The 17849-nt window shown below is 64.7% G+C and carries 14 protein-coding genes; all 14 read left to right on the plus strand.

Annotated elements, in window-relative coordinates:
* Positions 1-212: 212 nt before the first annotated feature.
* The 14 genes from rpoB to rpsC all read left to right on the plus strand — a co-directional run bounded on the left by rpoB (position 213) and on the right by rpsC (position 17838).
* On the plus strand, positions 213-4373 hold the full coding sequence (gene rpoB / locus ACFWZ1_RS04835) for a DNA-directed RNA polymerase subunit beta (protein WP_231324157.1): 4161 nt from the start codon (positions 213-215) through the stop codon (positions 4371-4373).
* A gap of 94 nt (positions 4374-4467) precedes the next feature.
* Positions 4468-8682: a DNA-directed RNA polymerase subunit beta' gene (rpoC, locus tag ACFWZ1_RS04840; protein WP_231324158.1), complete on the plus strand. Its 4215-nt coding sequence runs from the start codon at positions 4468-4470 to the stop codon at positions 8680-8682.
* Positions 8683-8856: 174 nt separating this feature from the next.
* Complete coding sequence (rpsL, locus tag ACFWZ1_RS04845; RefSeq protein ID WP_209620135.1) at positions 8857-9231, plus strand: 30S ribosomal protein S12; 375 nt, start codon at positions 8857-8859, stop codon at positions 9229-9231.
* A 156-nt stretch (positions 9232-9387) separates the two neighbouring features.
* Positions 9388-9855 carry a 30S ribosomal protein S7 gene (gene rpsG / locus ACFWZ1_RS04850; protein ID WP_091340757.1) on the plus strand — a complete coding sequence of 156 codons (468 nt, stop codon included), beginning with the start codon at positions 9388-9390 and terminating at the stop codon, positions 9853-9855.
* Between the two features lie 132 nt (positions 9856-9987).
* A complete protein-coding gene (gene fusA / locus ACFWZ1_RS04855) occupies positions 9988-12105 on the plus strand; it encodes an elongation factor G (RefSeq protein WP_231324159.1) in 2118 nt (705 codons plus the stop codon).
* A gap of 50 nt (positions 12106-12155) precedes the next feature.
* A complete protein-coding gene (gene tuf, locus ACFWZ1_RS04860) occupies positions 12156-13346 on the plus strand; it encodes an elongation factor Tu (protein WP_231324151.1) in 1191 nt (396 codons plus the stop codon).
* A gap of 385 nt (positions 13347-13731) precedes the next feature.
* A complete protein-coding gene (gene rpsJ / locus ACFWZ1_RS04865) occupies positions 13732-14043 on the plus strand; it encodes a 30S ribosomal protein S10 (RefSeq protein ID WP_014402136.1) in 312 nt (103 codons plus the stop codon).
* Between the two features lie 20 nt (positions 14044-14063).
* Positions 14064-14705, plus strand: a complete 642-nt coding sequence (rplC, locus tag ACFWZ1_RS04870; protein WP_231324160.1) for a 50S ribosomal protein L3 — start codon at positions 14064-14066, stop codon at positions 14703-14705.
* Positions 14706-14716: 11 nt separating this feature from the next.
* Positions 14717-15319, plus strand: coding sequence for a 50S ribosomal protein L4 (gene rplD / locus ACFWZ1_RS04875; RefSeq protein ID WP_231324161.1), 603 nt, complete (start codon positions 14717-14719; stop codon positions 15317-15319).
* A complete protein-coding gene (rplW, locus tag ACFWZ1_RS04880) occupies positions 15316-15609 on the plus strand; it encodes a 50S ribosomal protein L23 (RefSeq protein WP_425600822.1) in 294 nt (97 codons plus the stop codon). Before rplD ends, rplW begins: the two co-directional genes overlap by 4 nt.
* 20 nt (positions 15610-15629) lie before the next feature.
* Complete coding sequence (rplB, locus tag ACFWZ1_RS04885; protein ID WP_231324163.1) at positions 15630-16451, plus strand: 50S ribosomal protein L2; 822 nt, start codon at positions 15630-15632, stop codon at positions 16449-16451.
* Positions 16452-16463: 12 nt separating this feature from the next.
* Positions 16464-16736 carry a 30S ribosomal protein S19 gene (gene rpsS / locus ACFWZ1_RS04890; protein ID WP_091340502.1) on the plus strand — a complete coding sequence of 91 codons (273 nt, stop codon included), beginning with the start codon at positions 16464-16466 and terminating at the stop codon, positions 16734-16736.
* A gap of 1 nt (position 16737) precedes the next feature.
* Positions 16738-17073, plus strand: coding sequence for a 50S ribosomal protein L22 (gene rplV, locus ACFWZ1_RS04895; protein WP_209619580.1), 336 nt, complete (start codon positions 16738-16740; stop codon positions 17071-17073).
* A 15-nt stretch (positions 17074-17088) separates the two neighbouring features.
* Positions 17089-17838, plus strand: a complete 750-nt coding sequence (gene rpsC / locus ACFWZ1_RS04900; protein ID WP_231324164.1) for a 30S ribosomal protein S3 — start codon at positions 17089-17091, stop codon at positions 17836-17838.
* Positions 17839-17849: the final 11 nt, after the last annotated feature.

Consider the following 17849-nt stretch of genomic DNA (forward strand, 5'->3'; position numbering starts at 1 on the left):
ATGCGCCTGGTTGTCGGAGCTGGCCCGTTGGGCGGGCGAGTTCGAGAAGGGCAGGAGCCCTTTTTTGAACACATGAGGCACGGACGCTCTGAAGTTTGGGCATCCCGACTGCGGATTCGCGAGAGTCCTCAATCGTGATTCCCAATTTCAGTCTTCAACCATTTAGCCGGTGTGTGCACCACCGGCGCCACTGCGAACCGAGGCGTCACCCCATGACCTACTCGTTTACCGAGAAGAAGCGCATCCGCAAGGATTTCGGCAAGCGCCCGCCCGTGCTGGGCGTGCCCAACCTGCTGACCATCCAGACCGATTCCTACCGTGAGTTCCTGCAGGAGCACGTCGCGCCGAAGAAGCGCGAGGACAAGGGGCTGCACGCCGCGCTGAAGTCGGTGTTCCCGATTGCCAGCTATTCGGGCAACGCCGCCCTCGAATACGTGGACTATCGCCTGGGCGAGCCGGCGTTCGACGAGCGCGAATGCCGCAACCGCGGCATGACCTACGGCGCGCCGCTGCGCACCACCGTGCGCCTGGTGATCTACGACAAGGACAGCCCGGCTTCCAAGAAGGCCGTCAAGTACGTCAAGGAGCAGGAGGTCTACATGGGCGAGATCCCGCTCATGACCGACACCGGCACCTTCATCATCAACGGCACCGAGCGCGTCATCGTCTCGCAGCTTCACCGTTCGCCGGGCGTGTTCTTCGATCACGACCGCGGCAAGACGCACAGCTCGGGCAAGCTGCTGTTCTCCGCTCGCGTGATCCCTTACCGCGGATCCTGGCTGGACTTCGAGTTCGACCCGAAGGACGCGCTGTTCACCCGCATCGACCGTCGCCGCAAGCTGCCGGTGACGGTGCTGCTGCGCGCGCTCGGCTACAACAACGAGGAGATGCTGGGCATCTTCTTCGAGCACAACGTGTTCCACCTGGGCAAGAAGGGTGGCACCACGCTGGAACTGGTCGCCGAGCGCCTGCGCGGCGAAACGCTGACCTTCGACCTGATGATCGGCGACAAGGTGCTGGTGGAGGCTGGCAAGCGCATCACGGCGCGCCATGTTCGTCAGCTCGCGGCCGAGAAAATCACTGCGCTCGAAGTGCCGGACGATTACCTGATCGGCCGCATCGTCGCCATTGACATGGTCGATTCGAAGACCGGCGAGCTGCTGGCTTCGGCGAACGACGAGATCACCGCCGAGCAGCTGGAAGCATTCCGCAAGGCCGGCATCGAAACCGTGCCGACGCTGTACGTCAACGACCTGGATCGCGGCGCGTACATTTCGCACACCCTGCGCATCGACAACACCAAGACGCAGCTCGAGGCGCTGGTGGAGATCTATCGCATGATGCGCCCGGGCGAGCCGCCGACCAAGGACGCCGCGCAGAACCTGTTCTTCAACCTGTTCTTCACCTTCGACCGCTACGACCTGTCGGCGGTCGGCCGCATGAAGTTCAACCGCCGCGTGGGCCGCCAGGAGATCCTGGGCCCGGGCGTGCTGTACGACCACAAGTACTTCGCCGAGCGCAAGGAAGAGGCGGCGCAGACGCTGGTGCAGCAGCTGGGCGACCAGTCCGACGTGCTCGACGTGCTCAAGGTGCTGATCGACATCAAGAACGGCCACGGCACCGTGGACGACATCGACCACCTGGGCAACCGTCGCGTGCGTTCGGTCGGCGAGATGGCGGAGAACACCTTCCGCATCGGCCTGGTGCGCGTGGAGCGCGCCGTGCGCGAGCGCCTGTCGCTGGCCGAGTCCGAGGGCCTGACCCCGCAGGAACTGATCAACGCCAAGCCGGTCGCGGCGGCGGTGAAGGAGTTCTTCGGCTCCTCGCAGCTCTCGCAGTTCATGGACCAGAACAACCCGCTCTCGGAAGTGACGCACAAGCGCCGCGTCTCGGCCCTTGGCCCGGGCGGCCTGACCCGCGAGCGTGCCGGTTTCGAAGTGCGTGACGTGCACCCGACCCACTACGGTCGCGTCTGCACCATCGAGACCCCGGAAGGCCCGAACATCGGCCTGATCAACTCGCTGGCCGTGTACGCCCGCACCAACGCCTACGGCTTCCTCGAGACGCCGTACCGCAAGGTCGCCAATGGCAAGGTCACCAACACCGTCGACTACCTGTCGGCGATCGAGGAGGGCGACCACGTCATCGCGCAGGCGAACTCGCCGCTGGACAAGAACGGCGGCTTCATCGAGGACTTCGTGTCCTGCCGTTTCCGTGGCGAGTCCGAGCTGCGTCCGGCGGCCGAGGTCGACTACATGGACGTCTCGCCGATGCAGACCGTGTCGGTCGCGGCGGCGCTGGTGCCGTTCCTGGAGCACGATGACGCGAACCGCGCGCTGATGGGCGCGAACATGCAGCGCCAGGCCGTGCCGACGCTGCGCTCGCAGACCCCGCTGGTCGGTACCGGCATCGAGCGCGCCGTGGCGCGCGACTCGGGTGTCATCGTGTCCGCCAAGCGTGGCGGCGTGATCGACCAGGTCGACGCCGGCCGTATCGTCGTGCGCGTGAACGAGGAAGAGGTCGGCGACAACGACGCCGGCGTCGACATCTACACGCTGACCAAGTACACCCGCTCCAACCAGAACACCAACCTCAACCAGCGTCCGCTGGTGAACGTCGGTGACATCGTGGCGAAGGGCGATACGCTGGCGGACGGTTCGTCCACCGACCTGGGCGAGCTCGCGCTCGGCCAGAACATGCTGATCGCCTTCATGCCGTGGAACGGCTACAACTTCGAAGACTCGATCCTGCTCTCCGAGCGCGTCGTGCAGGAAGACCGCTACACCTCGATCCACATTGAGGAGCTGTCCTGCATCGCGCGCGACACCAAGCTGGGCGCCGAGGAAATCACCGCCGACATCCCGAACGTGGGCGAACAGGCGCTGGCGCGTCTGGACGAGAGCGGCATCGTCTACATCGGTGCCGAGGTCAAGGCCGGCGACATCATGGTCGGCAAGGTGACCCCGAAGGGCGAGAGCCAGCTGACTCCGGAAGAGAAGCTGCTGCGCGCGATCTTCGGTGAGAAGGCGTCCGACGTGAAGGACAGCTCGCTGCGCGTGCCGCCGGGCATGGACGGCACCGTCATCGACGTGCAGGTGTTCACCCGCGACGGCATCGAGAAGGACAAGCGCGCCAAGCAGATCGAGGAAATGGAGATCAAGCGGATCCGCAAGGATTTCGACGATCAGTTCCGCATCCTCGAAGGCGCGATCTACAACCGCATGCGCGCGCAGCTGGTTGGCCAGTCCGCGATGAGCGGTCCGGGTGGCCTCAAGCGCGGTGCGGAAATCACCGACGCCTACCTCGACGGCTTGAAGAAGGACGACTGGTTCAAGATCAACGTCAAGGACGAGAGCGTCACCGAGTTCCTCGAGCGCGCGGCCGACCAGGTCAAGCGCCACAAGGAGGAGTTCGACCGTCGCTTCAAGGAGAAGCAGGGCAAGATCACCCAGGGTGACGACCTCGCCCCGGGCGTGCTGAAGATGGTCAAGGTGTTCCTGGCCGTGAAGCGCCGCATCCAGCCGGGCGACAAGATGGCTGGTCGCCACGGCAACAAGGGCGTGGTGTCCAACGTCGTGCCCGTCGAGGACATGCCGTTCATGGCCAACGGCGAGCCGGTCGACATCGTGCTGAACCCGCTGGGCGTTCCTTCGCGTATGAACATCGGCCAGGTGCTGGAAATGCATCTGGGCTGGGCCGCCAAGGGCCTGGGCCGCAAGATCCAGCGCATGCTCGAGGCGCAGGAGAAGGTGACCAAGATCCGCGAGTTCCTGGACCAGATCTACAACAGCCACGCCGCCGGCGCGGTGCAGCACGTGGACCTGAAGACGCTGTCCGACCAGGAGATCCTGACCCTGGCGAACAACCTGCAGGAGGGCGTGCCGATGGCCACGCCGGTGTTCGACGGCGCCGAGGAAACCGAGATCAAGGCGATGCTGAAGCTGGCGGACCTGCCCACGTCGGGCCAGACCACGCTGTTCGACGGCCGCACCGGCGAGGCGTTCGATCGCCCGGTGACCGTCGGCTACATGCACTACCTGAAGCTCAACCACTTGGTCGACGACAAGATGCACGCGCGTTCGACGGGCCCGTACTCGCTGGTCACCCAGCAGCCGCTGGGCGGCAAGGCGCAGTTCGGTGGCCAGCGCTTCGGCGAAATGGAAGTCTGGGCGCTGGAAGCCTACGGCGCGGCCTACACCCTGCAGGAAATGCTGACGGTGAAGTCCGACGACGTGCAGGGCCGCAACCAGATGTACAAGAACATCGTCGACGGCAACCACGAGATGGCGGCCGGCATGCCGGAATCCTTCAACGTGCTGGTGAAGGAAATCCGCTCGCTGGGCATCGACATCGACCTGGAAGAGGTGAAGTGATCGAAAGCGGCCCCGGCGCCTGGCGCCGGGCCGCTGACCATGCCTCAGCCCGCATCACGGACCTCTACCGAATTTGCTCCGACCGGAGACACCCATGAAAGACCTGCTCAACCTTTTCAACCAGCAGCGCACCACGCCCGACTTCGACGCGATCAAGATCGCGCTGGCGTCGCCCGAGCTGATCCGCTCGTGGTCGTACGGCGAGGTGAAAAAGCCGGAGACGATCAACTACCGCACCTTCAAGCCGGAGCGTGACGGCCTGTTCTGCGCCGCCATCTTCGGCCCGGTGAAGGACTACGAGTGCCTGTGCGGCAAGTACAAGCGCATGAAGCACCGCGGCGTGGTCTGCGAGAAGTGCGGCACGGAAGTGACGCTGGCCAAGGTGCGCCGCGAGCGCATGGGCCACATCGAGCTGGCCAGCCCGACCGCGCACATCTGGTTCCTCAAGTCGCTGCCTTCGCGCATCGGCCTGATGCTGGACATGACCCTGCGCGACATCGAGCGCATCCTCTACTTCGAGGCCTACGTGGTCATCGATCCGGGCCTGACCGCGCTGGAGAAGGGTCAGCTGCTCAGCGAGGACCAGTACCTCGAAGCCACCGAGGAACACGGTGACGAATTCGACGCCCGCATGGGCGCCGAGGCGGTTTACGAGCTCCTGAAGTCGATCGACCTGCAGGGCGAAGTCATCCGCCTGAAGGAAGAGATCGCCTCGACCAATTCCGAGACCAAGCTCAAGCGCCTCACCAAGCGCGTCAAGCTGATCGAGGCCTTCCTGGAATCGGGCAACAAGCCCGAGTGGATGGTGCTGACCGTGCTGCCGGTGCTGCCGCCGGACCTGCGTCCGCTGGTGCCGCTGGACGGTGGCCGCTTCGCGACCTCCGACCTCAACGACCTGTACCGCCGCGTCATCAACCGCAACAACCGCTTGAAGCGCCTGCTCGAGCTCAATGCGCCCGACATCATCGTGCGCAACGAGAAGCGCATGCTGCAGGAGTCGGTCGATGCGCTGCTGGACAACGGCCGTCGTGGCCGTGCCATCACCGGCACCAACAAGCGTGCGCTGAAGTCGCTCGCCGACATGATCAAGGGCAAGCAGGGCCGGTTCCGCCAGAACCTGCTCGGCAAGCGCGTGGACTACTCCGGCCGCTCCGTGATCGTGGTCGGCCCGACCCTGCGCCTGCACCAGTGCGGCCTGCCCAAGAAGATGGCGCTGGAGCTGTTCAAGCCGTTCATCTTCGCCAAGCTGCAGGCCCGCGGCGAGGCCACCACCATCAAGGCGGCCAAGAAGCTGGTCGAGCGCGAAGAGCCGATGGTGTGGGACATCCTCGAAGAGGTGATCCGCGAGCATCCGGTGCTGCTCAACCGCGCGCCGACCCTGCACCGCCTCGGCATCCAGGCGTTCGAGCCGAAGCTGATCGAAGGCAAGGCGATCCAGCTGCATCCGCTGGTGTGTACCGCCTTCAACGCCGACTTCGACGGCGACCAGATGGCCGTGCACGTGCCGCTCTCGATCGAGGCGCAGCTGGAAGCGCGCGCCCTGATGATGGCGACCAACAACATCCTGTCGCCCGCCAACGGCGAGCCGATCATCGTGCCGACCCAGGACGTGGTGCTGGGCCTGTACTACATGACCCGCGAGCTGGTGAATGCCAAGGGCACCGGCATGGTGTTCTCGGGCATCTCCGAGGTGCGTCGCGCTTATGAAAACCGTGCGGTGCAGCTGCACGCCAAGGTCAAGGTGCGCCTGAAGCAGGTCACCATCGCCGACAACGGCGAGCGCACCAGCAAGGTGGCGCTGGTCGACACCACCGTCGGTCGCGCGCTGCTGGCCGAGATCATGCCCGAGGGCCTGCCCTTCGAGCTGGCCAACACCGAGCTGACCAAGAAGAACATCTCGCGCCTGATCAACGCCTGCTACCGCCGCCTCGGCCTGAAGGAAACGGTGATCTTCGCGGACCAGCTGATGTATACCGGCTTCCGCTTCGCCACCCGCGCGGGCATCTCGATCGGTATCGATGACATGATCATCCCCGACGAGAAGAAGCCGATCCTGGAAGAGGCCGAGAAGGAAGTGGTCGAGATCCAGGAGCAGTACCAATCGGGCCTGGTCACCGCCGGCGAGCGCTACAACAAGGTGGTCGACATCTGGTCGCGCACCAACGAGCTGGTCGCCAAGGCGATGATCGACGGCATCGGTACCGAGAAGGTGACCGACGCCGAGGGCAAGACGGTCAACCAGAAGTCGATGAACTCGCTCTACATCATGGCCGACTCCGGCGCGCGCGGTAGCGTGGCGCAGATCCGCCAGCTGGCCGGCATGCGCGGCCTGATGGCGCGTCCGGACGGCTCGATCATCGAGACCCCGATCAAGGCCAATTTCCGCGAAGGCCTGAACGTGCTGCAGTACTTCAACTCGACCCACGGCGCCCGTAAGGGCCTGGCGGATACCGCGCTGAAGACCGCCAACTCCGGTTACCTGACCCGTCGTCTGGTCGACGTGGCGCAGGACGTGGTGGTGACCTCGCACGATTGCGGCACCGAGGACGGCGTGCTGATGCAGCCGATCGTCGAAGGCGGCGACGTTGTCGAGCCGTTGCGCGAGCGCGTGCTTGGCCGCGTGGTGGTCGAGGACGTCTACGGTCCGGGCAACGACGACGATGCGATCGTCACCCGCGACACGCTGCTGGACGAAGCGCTTGTCGAAAAGCTGGACAAGGCCGGCGTGCAGTCGATCAAGGTCCGTTCGCCGATCACCTGCGAAGCCAGCCACGGCGTGTGCGCCCTTTGCTACGGCCGCGACCTGGCCCGTGGCCACCTGGTGAACATGGGCGAGGCCGTGGGCGTGGTCGCCGCGCAGTCGATCGGCGAGCCCGGCACCCAGCTGACCATGCGTACCTTCCACATCGGTGGCGCGGCTTCCCGTGCCGCCGCGGTGGACAACGTCTCGGTCAAGACCACCGGCACGCTGAAGTTCAACAACCTGAAGACCGTGCAGCACGCGCAGGGCCATCTGGTGGCAGTGTCGCGTTCGGGCGAGGTGTCGGTGATCGACGCCAACGGCCGTGAGCGCGAGCGCTACAAGGTCCCCTACGGCGCCACCATCTCGGTCAAGGACGGCGCGGCGGTCAAGGCCGGCCAGACCGTCGCCAACTGGGATCCGCACACCCATCCGATCGTCTCGGAAGTGGCCGGTACCGTGCGCTTCATCGACTTCCTCGATGGCGTCACCGTGCAGAGCCAGACCGACGAGCTGACCGGCCTGGAGTCGGCCGTGGTGACCGATCCGAAGCGTCGCGGTACGGCGGCCAAGGATCTACGCCCGATCGTGCGCCTGGAAGATGCCAAGGGTCGCGAGCTCAAGCTGCCCGGTACCGACGTGCCGGCGCAGTACATGCTGCCGGCCGGTGCGATCGTTTCGATCCAGAACGGCGTGGAAGTGGGCGTGGGCGACGTGGTGGCCCGTATCCCGCAGGAAACCTCCAAGACCCGCGACATCACCGGTGGTCTGCCGCGCGTCGCCGACCTGTTCGAGGCACGCAAGCCGAAGGAGCCGGCGATCCTGGCCGAGCGCTCCGGCGTGGTCAGTTTCGGCAAGGACACCAAGGGCAAGCAGCGCCTGATCATCAAGGACGCCGACGGCAACGAGCACGAGGAGCTGATCCCCAAGTGGCGCCAGGTCATCGTGTTCGAAGGCGAGCACGTGGAGAAGGGCGAGACCGTCGTGGACGGCGAGCCCAATCCGCATGACATCCTGCGCCTGCTGGGCGTGGAGCCGCTGGCCGCGTACCTGGTCAAGGAAATCCAGGACGTCTATCGCCTGCAGGGCGTGAAGATCAACGACAAGCACATCGAAGCGATCATTCGCCAGATGCTGCGCAAGGTCGAGATCACCGAGCCGGGCGAGAGCCACTATCTGCGCGGCGAGCAGGTCGAGCGCGTGCGGATCAACGAGGAGAACGATCGCGCCGAGAGCAAGGGCGAGCGTCCGGCCGAGTACCAGTCGGTGCTGCTGGGCATCACCAAGGCATCGCTGGCGACCGAGTCGTTCATCTCGGCGGCTTCCTTCCAGGAAACCACCCGCGTGCTGACCGAGGCGGCCGTCCGCGGCACCCGCGATACCTTGCGGGGTCTCAAGGAAAATGTTATTGTCGGCCGTCTGATTCCGGCAGGTACGGGTCTGGCGTACCACGCGCAGCGTCGTCGCCAGGGCGGGTTGACCGCCTCGGAACTGGAAACCCTTTCCGGTTCCTCCTCCGCGGTGAGTTTCGCGGAAGCCACTGCCGGTAGCGATGAAGGTGCCGAGTAAGCCTTGAGGGGCTTTGCTCGCTGACATACGAAATGAGGTGCACGGATGCACCTCGTGTTCGGGTCACGGACGACAGGGTGTTTTCTTGCCTGGTGCAAGGCGCCCATGTTAAATTCCCGCTTCTTGGCAGACCGAGTTTCGGTCTGCCTTTATGTTTCTCAGGAAAAGCTTCGCATGACGACAGTCAACCAGCTGGTGCGCAAGAACCGCAGCCCGAAGACCTACAAGAGCGCTTCGCCGGCCCTGCAGAGCAGCCCGCAGCGCCGCGGCGTCTGCACGCGCGTGTACACGACCACCCCGAAGAAGCCGAACTCGGCGTTGCGCAAGGTCGCCAAGGTGCGCCTGACCAACGGTTACGAGGTCATCAGCTACATCGGCGGTGAAGGCCACAACCTGCAGGAGCATTCGGTCGTGCTGATCCGCGGCGGCCGTGTGAAGGACCTGCCGGGCGTGCGCTACCACACGGTGCGCGGCAGCCTCGACTGCGCCGGCGTGACCAAGCGTCGCCAGGCCCGCTCGAAGTACGGTGCCAAGCGCCCGAAGAAGTAACCGTCGGTCGTTCTGGCGGCTCTTTATTGAAGAGTGCAGTCATGGATGGCTGCTTTTTGAAGCGGACAGGGTGTTCGCGAAGATAATGAGATGCGGCCAAGACGGTCGCTTTCGGCGCGGACGGGACGGTCCGCAAGAAAACAACGGACTCCAAACATGTCGCGTAAAGGTTCCCATCCCGCCCGCCTGGTCCTGCCGGACCCGAAGCACGGCAGCCAGCTGATCGCCCGCTTCATCAACATGGTGATGAAGAGCGGCAAGAAGTCGGTCGCCGAGAGCATCGTCTACGGCGCGCTGACCCATCTGGGTGAAAAGAATGCCGAGCCGGTGGCTCTGGTCGAGAAGGCGCTGGGCAATGTCGCTCCGGCGGTCGAAGTGAAGTCCCGCCGTGTCGGTGGCGCGACCTATCAGGTGCCGGTCGAAGTGCGTCCGGGCCGGCGCATGGCGCTGGCGATGCGCTGGGTGATCGATGCCGCCCGCAAGCGTGGCGAAACCTCGATGCCGCGCAAGCTGGCCGCCGAGCTGCTGGAAGCCTCGGAAAACCGCGGCGGCGCCATCAAGAAGCGCGAAGAGACGCACCGCATGGCGGAAGCCAACAAGGCCTTCTCGCACTACCGCTGGTAAGCGGTTTGCCTTGCCGTCGCACGCGACGGCAAGGAGCCACTCCGCCGCTCGCGGCGGATTTCTCATAAATGCTGTGGCCCGGACGGCCGCAACGAATCGAGGGCAAGGTTGCCCTGCAATAGGTAAACATCCATGGCACGCACCACTCCCATCGAGCGCTACCGCAACTTCGGCATCATGGCCCACATCGATGCCGGCAAGACCACGACCACGGAGCGCATCCTGTTCTACACCGGCGTCAGTCACAAGATTGGCGAGGTGCATGACGGTGCGGCCACCATGGACTGGATGGAGCAGGAGCAGGAGCGCGGCATCACCATCACTTCCGCGGCCACCACGGCGTTCTGGAAGGGCATGGATCGCTCGCTGCCCGAGCACCGCTTCAACATCATCGACACCCCAGGGCACGTCGACTTCACCATCGAAGTCGAGCGTTCGCTCCGCGTGCTCGACGGCGCCGTGTTCGTGCTGTGCGCGGTCGGCGGCGTGCAGCCGCAGTCCGAGACCGTGTGGCGCCAGGCCAACAAGTACAAGGTGCCGCGCCTTGCATTCGTCAACAAGATGGATCGCACCGGCGCCAACTTCTACAAGGTCGTCGACCAGCTGAAAGCGCGCCTGGGTGCCAACCCGGTGCCGATGCAGGTGCCGATCGGCGCCGAGGAGAACTTCGACGGCGTGGTCGACCTTCTCAAGATGAAGGCGATCATCTGGGACATGGAATCCCAGGGCATGAAGTTCGAGTACCAGGACATCCCGGCCGATCTCGCGGACAAGGCCGCCGAGGCGCGCAGCTACATGGTCGAATCGGCTGCCGAGGCGTCCGAGGAGCTCATGAACAAGTACCTCGAGGGCGGCGAGCTCTCGGAGGCCGAGATCGTCGAGGGCCTGCGCCAGCGCACCCTGTCCAGCGAGATCATCCCGGTCTACTGCGGCACGGCGTTCAAGAACAAGGGCGTCCAGGCGATGCTCGACGCGGTGGTGAACCTGCTGCCGTCGCCCGCCGATCGCCCGCCGGTCACCGGCGTGGACGACGACGACAAGGATGCGACCCGCACGGCGGATGACAACGCACCGTTCTCCGCGCTTGCCTTCAAGATCATGACCGATCCGTTTGTCGGCTCGCTGACCTTCTTCCGTGTTTATTCGGGCACGTTGAATGCCGGCGACCAGGTCTACAACCCGGTCAAGTCGAAGAAGGAGCGCATCGGCCGCATCCTGCAGATGCACGCGAACGAGCGTCACGAACTGAAGGAAGTCCGTGCAGGCGACATCGCCGCCGCGGTCGGCCTGAAGGACGTGACGACCGGCGATACGCTGTGCGCGCAGGACCACATCATCACCCTGGAGCGGATGACGTTCCCGGAGCCGGTGATCTCGATGGCGGTCGAGCCGAAGACCAAGTCGGACCAGGAGAAGATGGGCATCGCGCTCGGTCGCCTGGCCGCGGAGGATCCGTCCTTCCGCGTGCGTACGGACGAAGAGTCGGGCCAGACGATTATTTCGGGCATGGGCGAGCTCCACCTGGACATCCTGGTGGACCGCATGAAGCGCGAGTTCAACGTCGAGGCCAATGTCGGCAAGCCGCAGGTGGCCTACCGCGAGACGATCCGCGCCTCGGACGTCAAGTCGGACTACAAGCATGCCAAGCAGTCGGGCGGCAAGGGTCAGTACGGTCACGTGGTGATCGAGCTGTCGCCGATGACCGAGGAAGAGCGCAAGAGCCCGGACGTCAAGGACGATTTCCTGTTCGTCAACGAGATCACCGGTGGCGTTATCCCGAAGGAATTCATTCCGTCGGTGGAAAAGGGTCTGCGCGAGACGATCACCAGCGGTCCGCTGGCCGGCTTCCCGGTGGTGGGCGTCAAGACGAAGCTTGTCTTCGGTTCGTACCACGACGTCGACTCGTCCGAAATGGCGTTCAAGCTTGCCGCGTCGATGGCGTTCAAGCAGGGCTTCGCCAAGGCGAACCCGGTCCTGCTGGAGCCGGTGATGAAGGTCGAAGTGGTCACGCCGGAGGAATACGTCGGCGACGTGATGGGCGACCTGAGCCGCCGTCGCGGCCTGTTGCAGGGCCAGGACGACACGCCCTCGGGCAAGACCATCAACGCGATGGTGCCGCTGGGCGAAATGTTCGGTTATGCGACCACCATCCGCTCGCTGACCCAGGGCCGCGCCACGTTCACGATGGAGTTCGATCACTACGCCGAGGCGCCGAACAACATCGCCGAGCAAGTCATCAAGAAGGCCTGATAAGGCTTTCCTCCTTCAATAACATCGTTCTTTCCTAGAGGTTTGAAGTCATGGCAAAGGGTAAATTCGAGCGCACCAAGCCGCACGTGAACGTCGGCACGATCGGCCACGTGGACCACGGCAAGACGACGCTGACGGCGGCGCTGACCAAGGTCGGAGCCGAGCGCTTCGGTGGTGAATTCAAGGCCTACGACGCGATCGACGCGGCGCCGGAAGAGAAGGCGCGCGGCATCACGATCTCGACCGCGCACGTGGAATACGAGTCGCCGACCCGCCACTACGCGCACGTCGACTGCCCCGGCCACGCCGACTACGTCAAGAACATGATCACCGGTGCGGCGCAGATGGACGGCGCGATCCTGGTGTGCTCGGCCGCCGACGGCCCGATGCCGCAGACCCGCGAGCACATCCTGCTGTCGCGCCAGGTGGGCGTGCCCTACATCGTCGTGTTCCTGAACAAGGCCGACATGGTCGACGACGCCGAGCTGCTCGAGCTGGTCGAGATGGAAGTGCGCGAGCTGCTGTCCAAGTACGACTTCCCGGGCGACGACACCCCGATCATCAAGGGTTCGGCGCTGAAGGCGCTGGAAGGCGACCAGTCCGAGATCGGCGTGCCGGCGATCATCCAGCTGGTGGACGCGCTGGACAGCTACATCCCCGAGCCGGTGCGTGCGATCGACAAGCCGTTCCTGATGCCGGTCGAAGACGTGTTCTCGATCTCCGGCCGCGGCACCGTGGTGACCGGTCGTATCGAGCGCGGCATCATCAAGGTCGGCGACGAAGTGGAAGTGGTGGGCATCCGTGACACCCAGAAGACCACCGTCACCGGCGTGGAAATGTTCCGCAAGCTGCTGGACCAGGGTCAGGCGGGCGACAACGCCGGTCTGCTGCTGCGCGGCCTGAAGCGTGACGACGTCGAGCGCGGCCAGGTGCTGGCCAAGCCGGGCACGATCACCCCGCACACCGACTTCGAGGCCGAGGTCTATGTGCTGTCCAAGGACGAGGGTGGCCGTCATACCCCGTTCTTCAAGGGCTACCGTCCGCAGTTCTACTTCCGCACCACCGACGTGACCGGCGCGGTCACGCTGCCGGAGGGCGTGGAGATGGTTATGCCGGGCGACAACATCAAGATGGTGGTGAGCCTGATCCACCCGATCGCGATGGACGAGGGCCTGCGCTTCGCCATCCGCGAAGGCGGCCGCACCGTCGGCGCCGGCGTGGTGGCCAAGGTCATCAAGTAAGACCCAGGCGGCGGCCCCAGGGCCGCCGCCTTTTCGCGGAGGTGCCTGAAACGTTGGCATCTGGCGCGTAATCACTGCTATACTTGTCAGCTGACGGCTCCGTTGTTGCCTGGAGCCGATACCGCGAAATGAGGTACAGGACGTACTTCGAGTTCGCAGGCCGGGACGGCCCTCGCAACGTGACCATGGGGCGCAGACGACGTTCTGTTGACCTTTGTGCGTTGTGCGATTTATAATTTTCTGTCTAGGCGAGCCGTTTGTGCTCGCCTAGCTTTTTCGCCCAGTGCGCCCAGGCGTGCGAGGCCGCTCCAGAAGGGTTGTGCGGGACGGTGAGAAGCCATCCCGGAACACAGTATTTGTTCTTTCGATAACAGGACACGGTTTTATGGCGAACCAGAAGATTCGCATCCGCCTCAAGGCGTTCGATCATCGACTGATCGACCGCTCGGCCAGCGAGATCGTCGAGACGGCCAAGCGCACCGGCGCTACGGTGCTCGGCCCCATCCCGCTCCCGACCAAGATCGAGCGCTACACCATCCTGGTTTCGCCGCACGTCGACAAGGACGCGCGCGACCAGTACGAGACCCGCACCCACAAGCGTGTGCTCGACATCGTCGACCCCAACGACAAGACCGTGGACGCGCTCATGAAGCTTGACCTCGCCGCTGGCGTGGACGTCCAGATCAAGCTCGGCTGAGCGATAGACAGGATACGAAGATGAGTATCGGACTGGTTGGCCGCAAGTGCGGCATGAGCCGGCTCTTCACTGAAGACGGACGCTCGATTCCGGTGACGCTGATTGAAGCGACCCCGAACCGCGTCACCCAGCTGAAGACCGAAGACAATGATGGTTACACCGCGATCCAGGTCACCGCGGGCGTCAAGCGCGCCTCGCTGCTGACCCAGCCGCTGAAGGGGCACTACGCCAGCGCGAAGGTCGAGCCGGGTCGTGGCCTGTGGGAGTTCCGCGTCGCTGCCGAAGACCTTGGCAAGTACAGCGTCGGTGCCGAAATCAAGGCGGACGAGATCTTCTCGGCCGGCCAGATCGTCGACGTCGCCGGCGTCTCGAAGGGCAAGGGCTTCCAGGGAACCATCAAGCGCCACAACTTCTCGATGGGCGACGCGACGCACGGTAACTCGCTGTCGCACCGCGCGCCGGGTTCGATCGGTCAGCGCCAGACGCCAGGCCGTGTGTTCCCGGGCAAGAAGATGGCCGGCCACATGGGTGCGGTCAACCGCACGCAGCAGGGTCTGGAAGTGGTCAAGGTCGACGCCGAGCGTCACCTGATCGCGGTCAAGGGCGCGGTGCCGGGCGCAACCGGCGGCGACGTCGTTATCCGCCCGACCACCAAGGGTTGAGGAGAGACGCCATGGAACTGAATGTCATTGGCGCCAAGCCGCTCAGCGTGTCCGAGGAGATCTTCGGCGCCGAGCTCAAGCAGGCCCTGATCCACCAGGTGGTGGTTGCGTACCAGGCCGGCGGTCGCGCCGGTACCAAGGCGCAGCTGTCGCGCGGTGAGATGTCGGGTACCACCAAGAAGTTCAAGAAGCAGAAGGGCGGCGGCGCCCGTCACGGCGACTACCGCGCCCCGATCTTTGTCGGCGGCGGTGTCACCTTCGCGGCCAAGCCCCGCAGCTTCGAGCAGAAGGTCAACCGCAAGGCGTACCGCGTCGCGATCCGTTCGATCCTTTCCGAGCTGAATCGTCAGGACCGCCTGAAGGTCGTCGACGGCTTCGGCATCGAAGAAGCAAAGACCAAGGCGATGGTCGCCAAGCTGGCCGAGCTGCAGGTCGGCGGTCGCGTGCTGCTGGTTTCCGAGGATGCCAACGAGGCGCTGTTCCTGGCCGCGCGCAACATCCCGTACCTGCACGTGGTGGACGTGATGGCGCTGAACCCGGTCAGCCTGGTCGGCTCCGACTATGTCGTGCTGACCGCCGAGGCCGTGAAGAAGATCGAGGAATGGCTGGCATGAGCAACGAACGCATTCTCAACACGCTGCGTGCGCCGCACATCTCCGAGAAGTCCGCGCGCCTGGCCGAGAACAACCAGTACGTATTCGTGGTCGCCCCCGAGGCGACCAAGGCCGACGTCCGCGCGGCGGTGGAGCAGATGTTCGACGTCAAGGTCGAACAGGTGAACCTCGTCAACGCCAAGGGCAAGGTCAAGTCCTTCCGTTTCCGCACTGGCAATCGCCAGGGCAAGCGCAAGGCCTATGTCCGCCTCGCCGATGGCCAGTCCATCGACGTGTCGGCCAAGGCCTGAGCTCAAGGAGTTGAATTGAGATGGCACTGATCACTCACAAGCCGACCTCGCCGGGCCGCCGCGACTCCGTCAGCGTCCGCACCGAAGGCCTGCACAAGGGCGCGCCGTACGCGCCGTTGACCGAATCGCAGTCCAAGACGGGTGGCCGCAACCACTACGGTCGCATCACCACGCGCCACCGCGGCGGTGGTCACAAGCAGGCCTACCGCATCATCGATTTCAAGCGCGACAAGGAAGGCATTGCCGCCAAGGTCGAGCGCATCGAATACGATCCGAACCGCACCGCGCATATCGCGCTGCTGTGCTACGCCGATGGCGAGCGCCGCTACATCATCGCGCCGAAGGGCGTGGCGGTGGGTGACCGCCTGGTGTCCGGTTCCGACGCGCCGATCAAGGCCGGCAACAGCCTGCCGCTGCGCGCCATCCCGGTCGGTTCGACCATCCACTGCATCGAGATGAAGGCAGGCAAGGGCGCGCAGATCGCCCGCAGCGCCGGCGCCTCCGTGCAGCTGGTCGCCCGCGAATCCGGCTACGCCACGCTGCGCCTGCGCTCCGGCGAAATGCGCCGCGTGCCGGTCGATTGCCGCGCCACCATCGGTGAAGTCGGCAATTCCGAGCACAGCCTGAAGAAGCTGGGCAAGGCCGGTGCCAAGCGCTGGAAGGGCATCCGCCCGACCGTGCGCGGCGTGGTGATGAACCCGGTCGACCATCCGCATGGCGGTGGTGAAGGCCGTACCTCCGGCGGCCGTCATCCGGTCAGCCCGTGGGGTACGCCGACCAAGGGCTACAAGACCCGCAACAACAAGCGCACGCAGCAGTTCATCGTGCGTCGTCGCAAGTAACAGGAAACGATCATGCCGCGCTCCCTAAAGAAAGGTCCGTTCATCGACCTGCACCTCGCAAAGAAGGTGGAAGCCGCCGTTTCCGCCAACAACAAGCGTCCGATCAAGACCTGGTCGCGCCGCTCGATGATCCTGCCCGAAATGGTGGGCCTGACCATCGCCATCCACAACGGTCGCCAGCACGTGCCGGTACTGATCAACGAGAACATGGTCGGGCACAAGCTCGGCGAGTTCGCGGTGACCCGTACTTTCAAGGGCCACGGCGGCGACAAGAAGGGCAAGTAAGATGAGCACCGAAGCCAAAGCGATCCTGCGCAGCGCCCGCATCTCGGCGCAGAAGGCACGCCTGGTGGCTGACCTGGTCCGCGGCATGCCCGTCGGCCGCGCCAGCGACGTGCTCCAGTTCACCAACAAGAAGGCCGCCCACCTTGTCCGCAAGGTGCTGCTCTCGGCCGTCGCCAACGCCGAGAACAACCTGGGCGCCGACGTCGACGAACTGAAGGTCTCGCGCATCTTCGTGGACGAAGGTCCGTCGATGAAGCGCATGTTTGCCCGCGCCAAGGGTCGCGGTTCTCGCATCCTGAAGCGCACCAGCCACATCACCGTGGTCGTCGGCGAGTAAAGAGGACAGAAGACGATGGGTCATAAAGTTCATCCCACCGGTATCCGCCTCGGCATCGCCAAGGACTGGAATTCGAAGTGGTACGCCAACAAGGGCGATTACGCCAAGTACCTCGCGGCTGACCTCAAGGTCCGCGAGATGCTGCGCAAGAAGCTGGCACAGGCTGGCATCTCCAAGATCCAGATTGAGCGTCCGGCCAAGACCGCCCGCGTGACGATCCACACCGCCCGCCCGGGCGTGGTGATCGGCAAGAAGGGTGAGGACATCGAGAAGCTGCGCAAGGAAGTCAGCGACATGATGGGCGTCCCGGCGCACATCAATGTCAACGAAGTGCGTAAGCCCGAACTCGACGCCCAGCTGGTGGCCGAGTCGATCGCCCAGCAGCTGGAGCGCCGCATCATGTTCCGGCGCGCCATGAAGCGCGCCGTCGGCAACGCGATGCGCCTGGGCGCCCTGGGTATCAAGATCAACGTGTCCGGCCGTCTGAACGGCGCTGAGATCGCCCGTTCCGAGTGGAGCCGAGAGGGCCGCGTGCCGCTGCACACCCTGCGTGCCGACATCGACTACGGTTTTGCCGAGGCGAAGACCACCTACGGCATCATCGGCATCAAGGTGTGGGTCTACAAGGGCGAGATCTTCGATCTGGCGGCAGCGTCGCAGGAGTCGAAGGACGAGCAGTCGCAGCCGCGCCGCGAAGGTGGCGAGGGTCGTCGTGAATCGCGTCGCGAGGGCGGTGAAGGCCGCCGCGAGCGGACGGCGAAGTAAGGAGAGTTGCC

This window comes from Frateuria sp. GZRe14 (assembly GCF_051900395.1).
GTDB lineage: Bacteria > Pseudomonadota > Gammaproteobacteria > Xanthomonadales > Rhodanobacteraceae > Frateuria_A > Frateuria_A edaphi.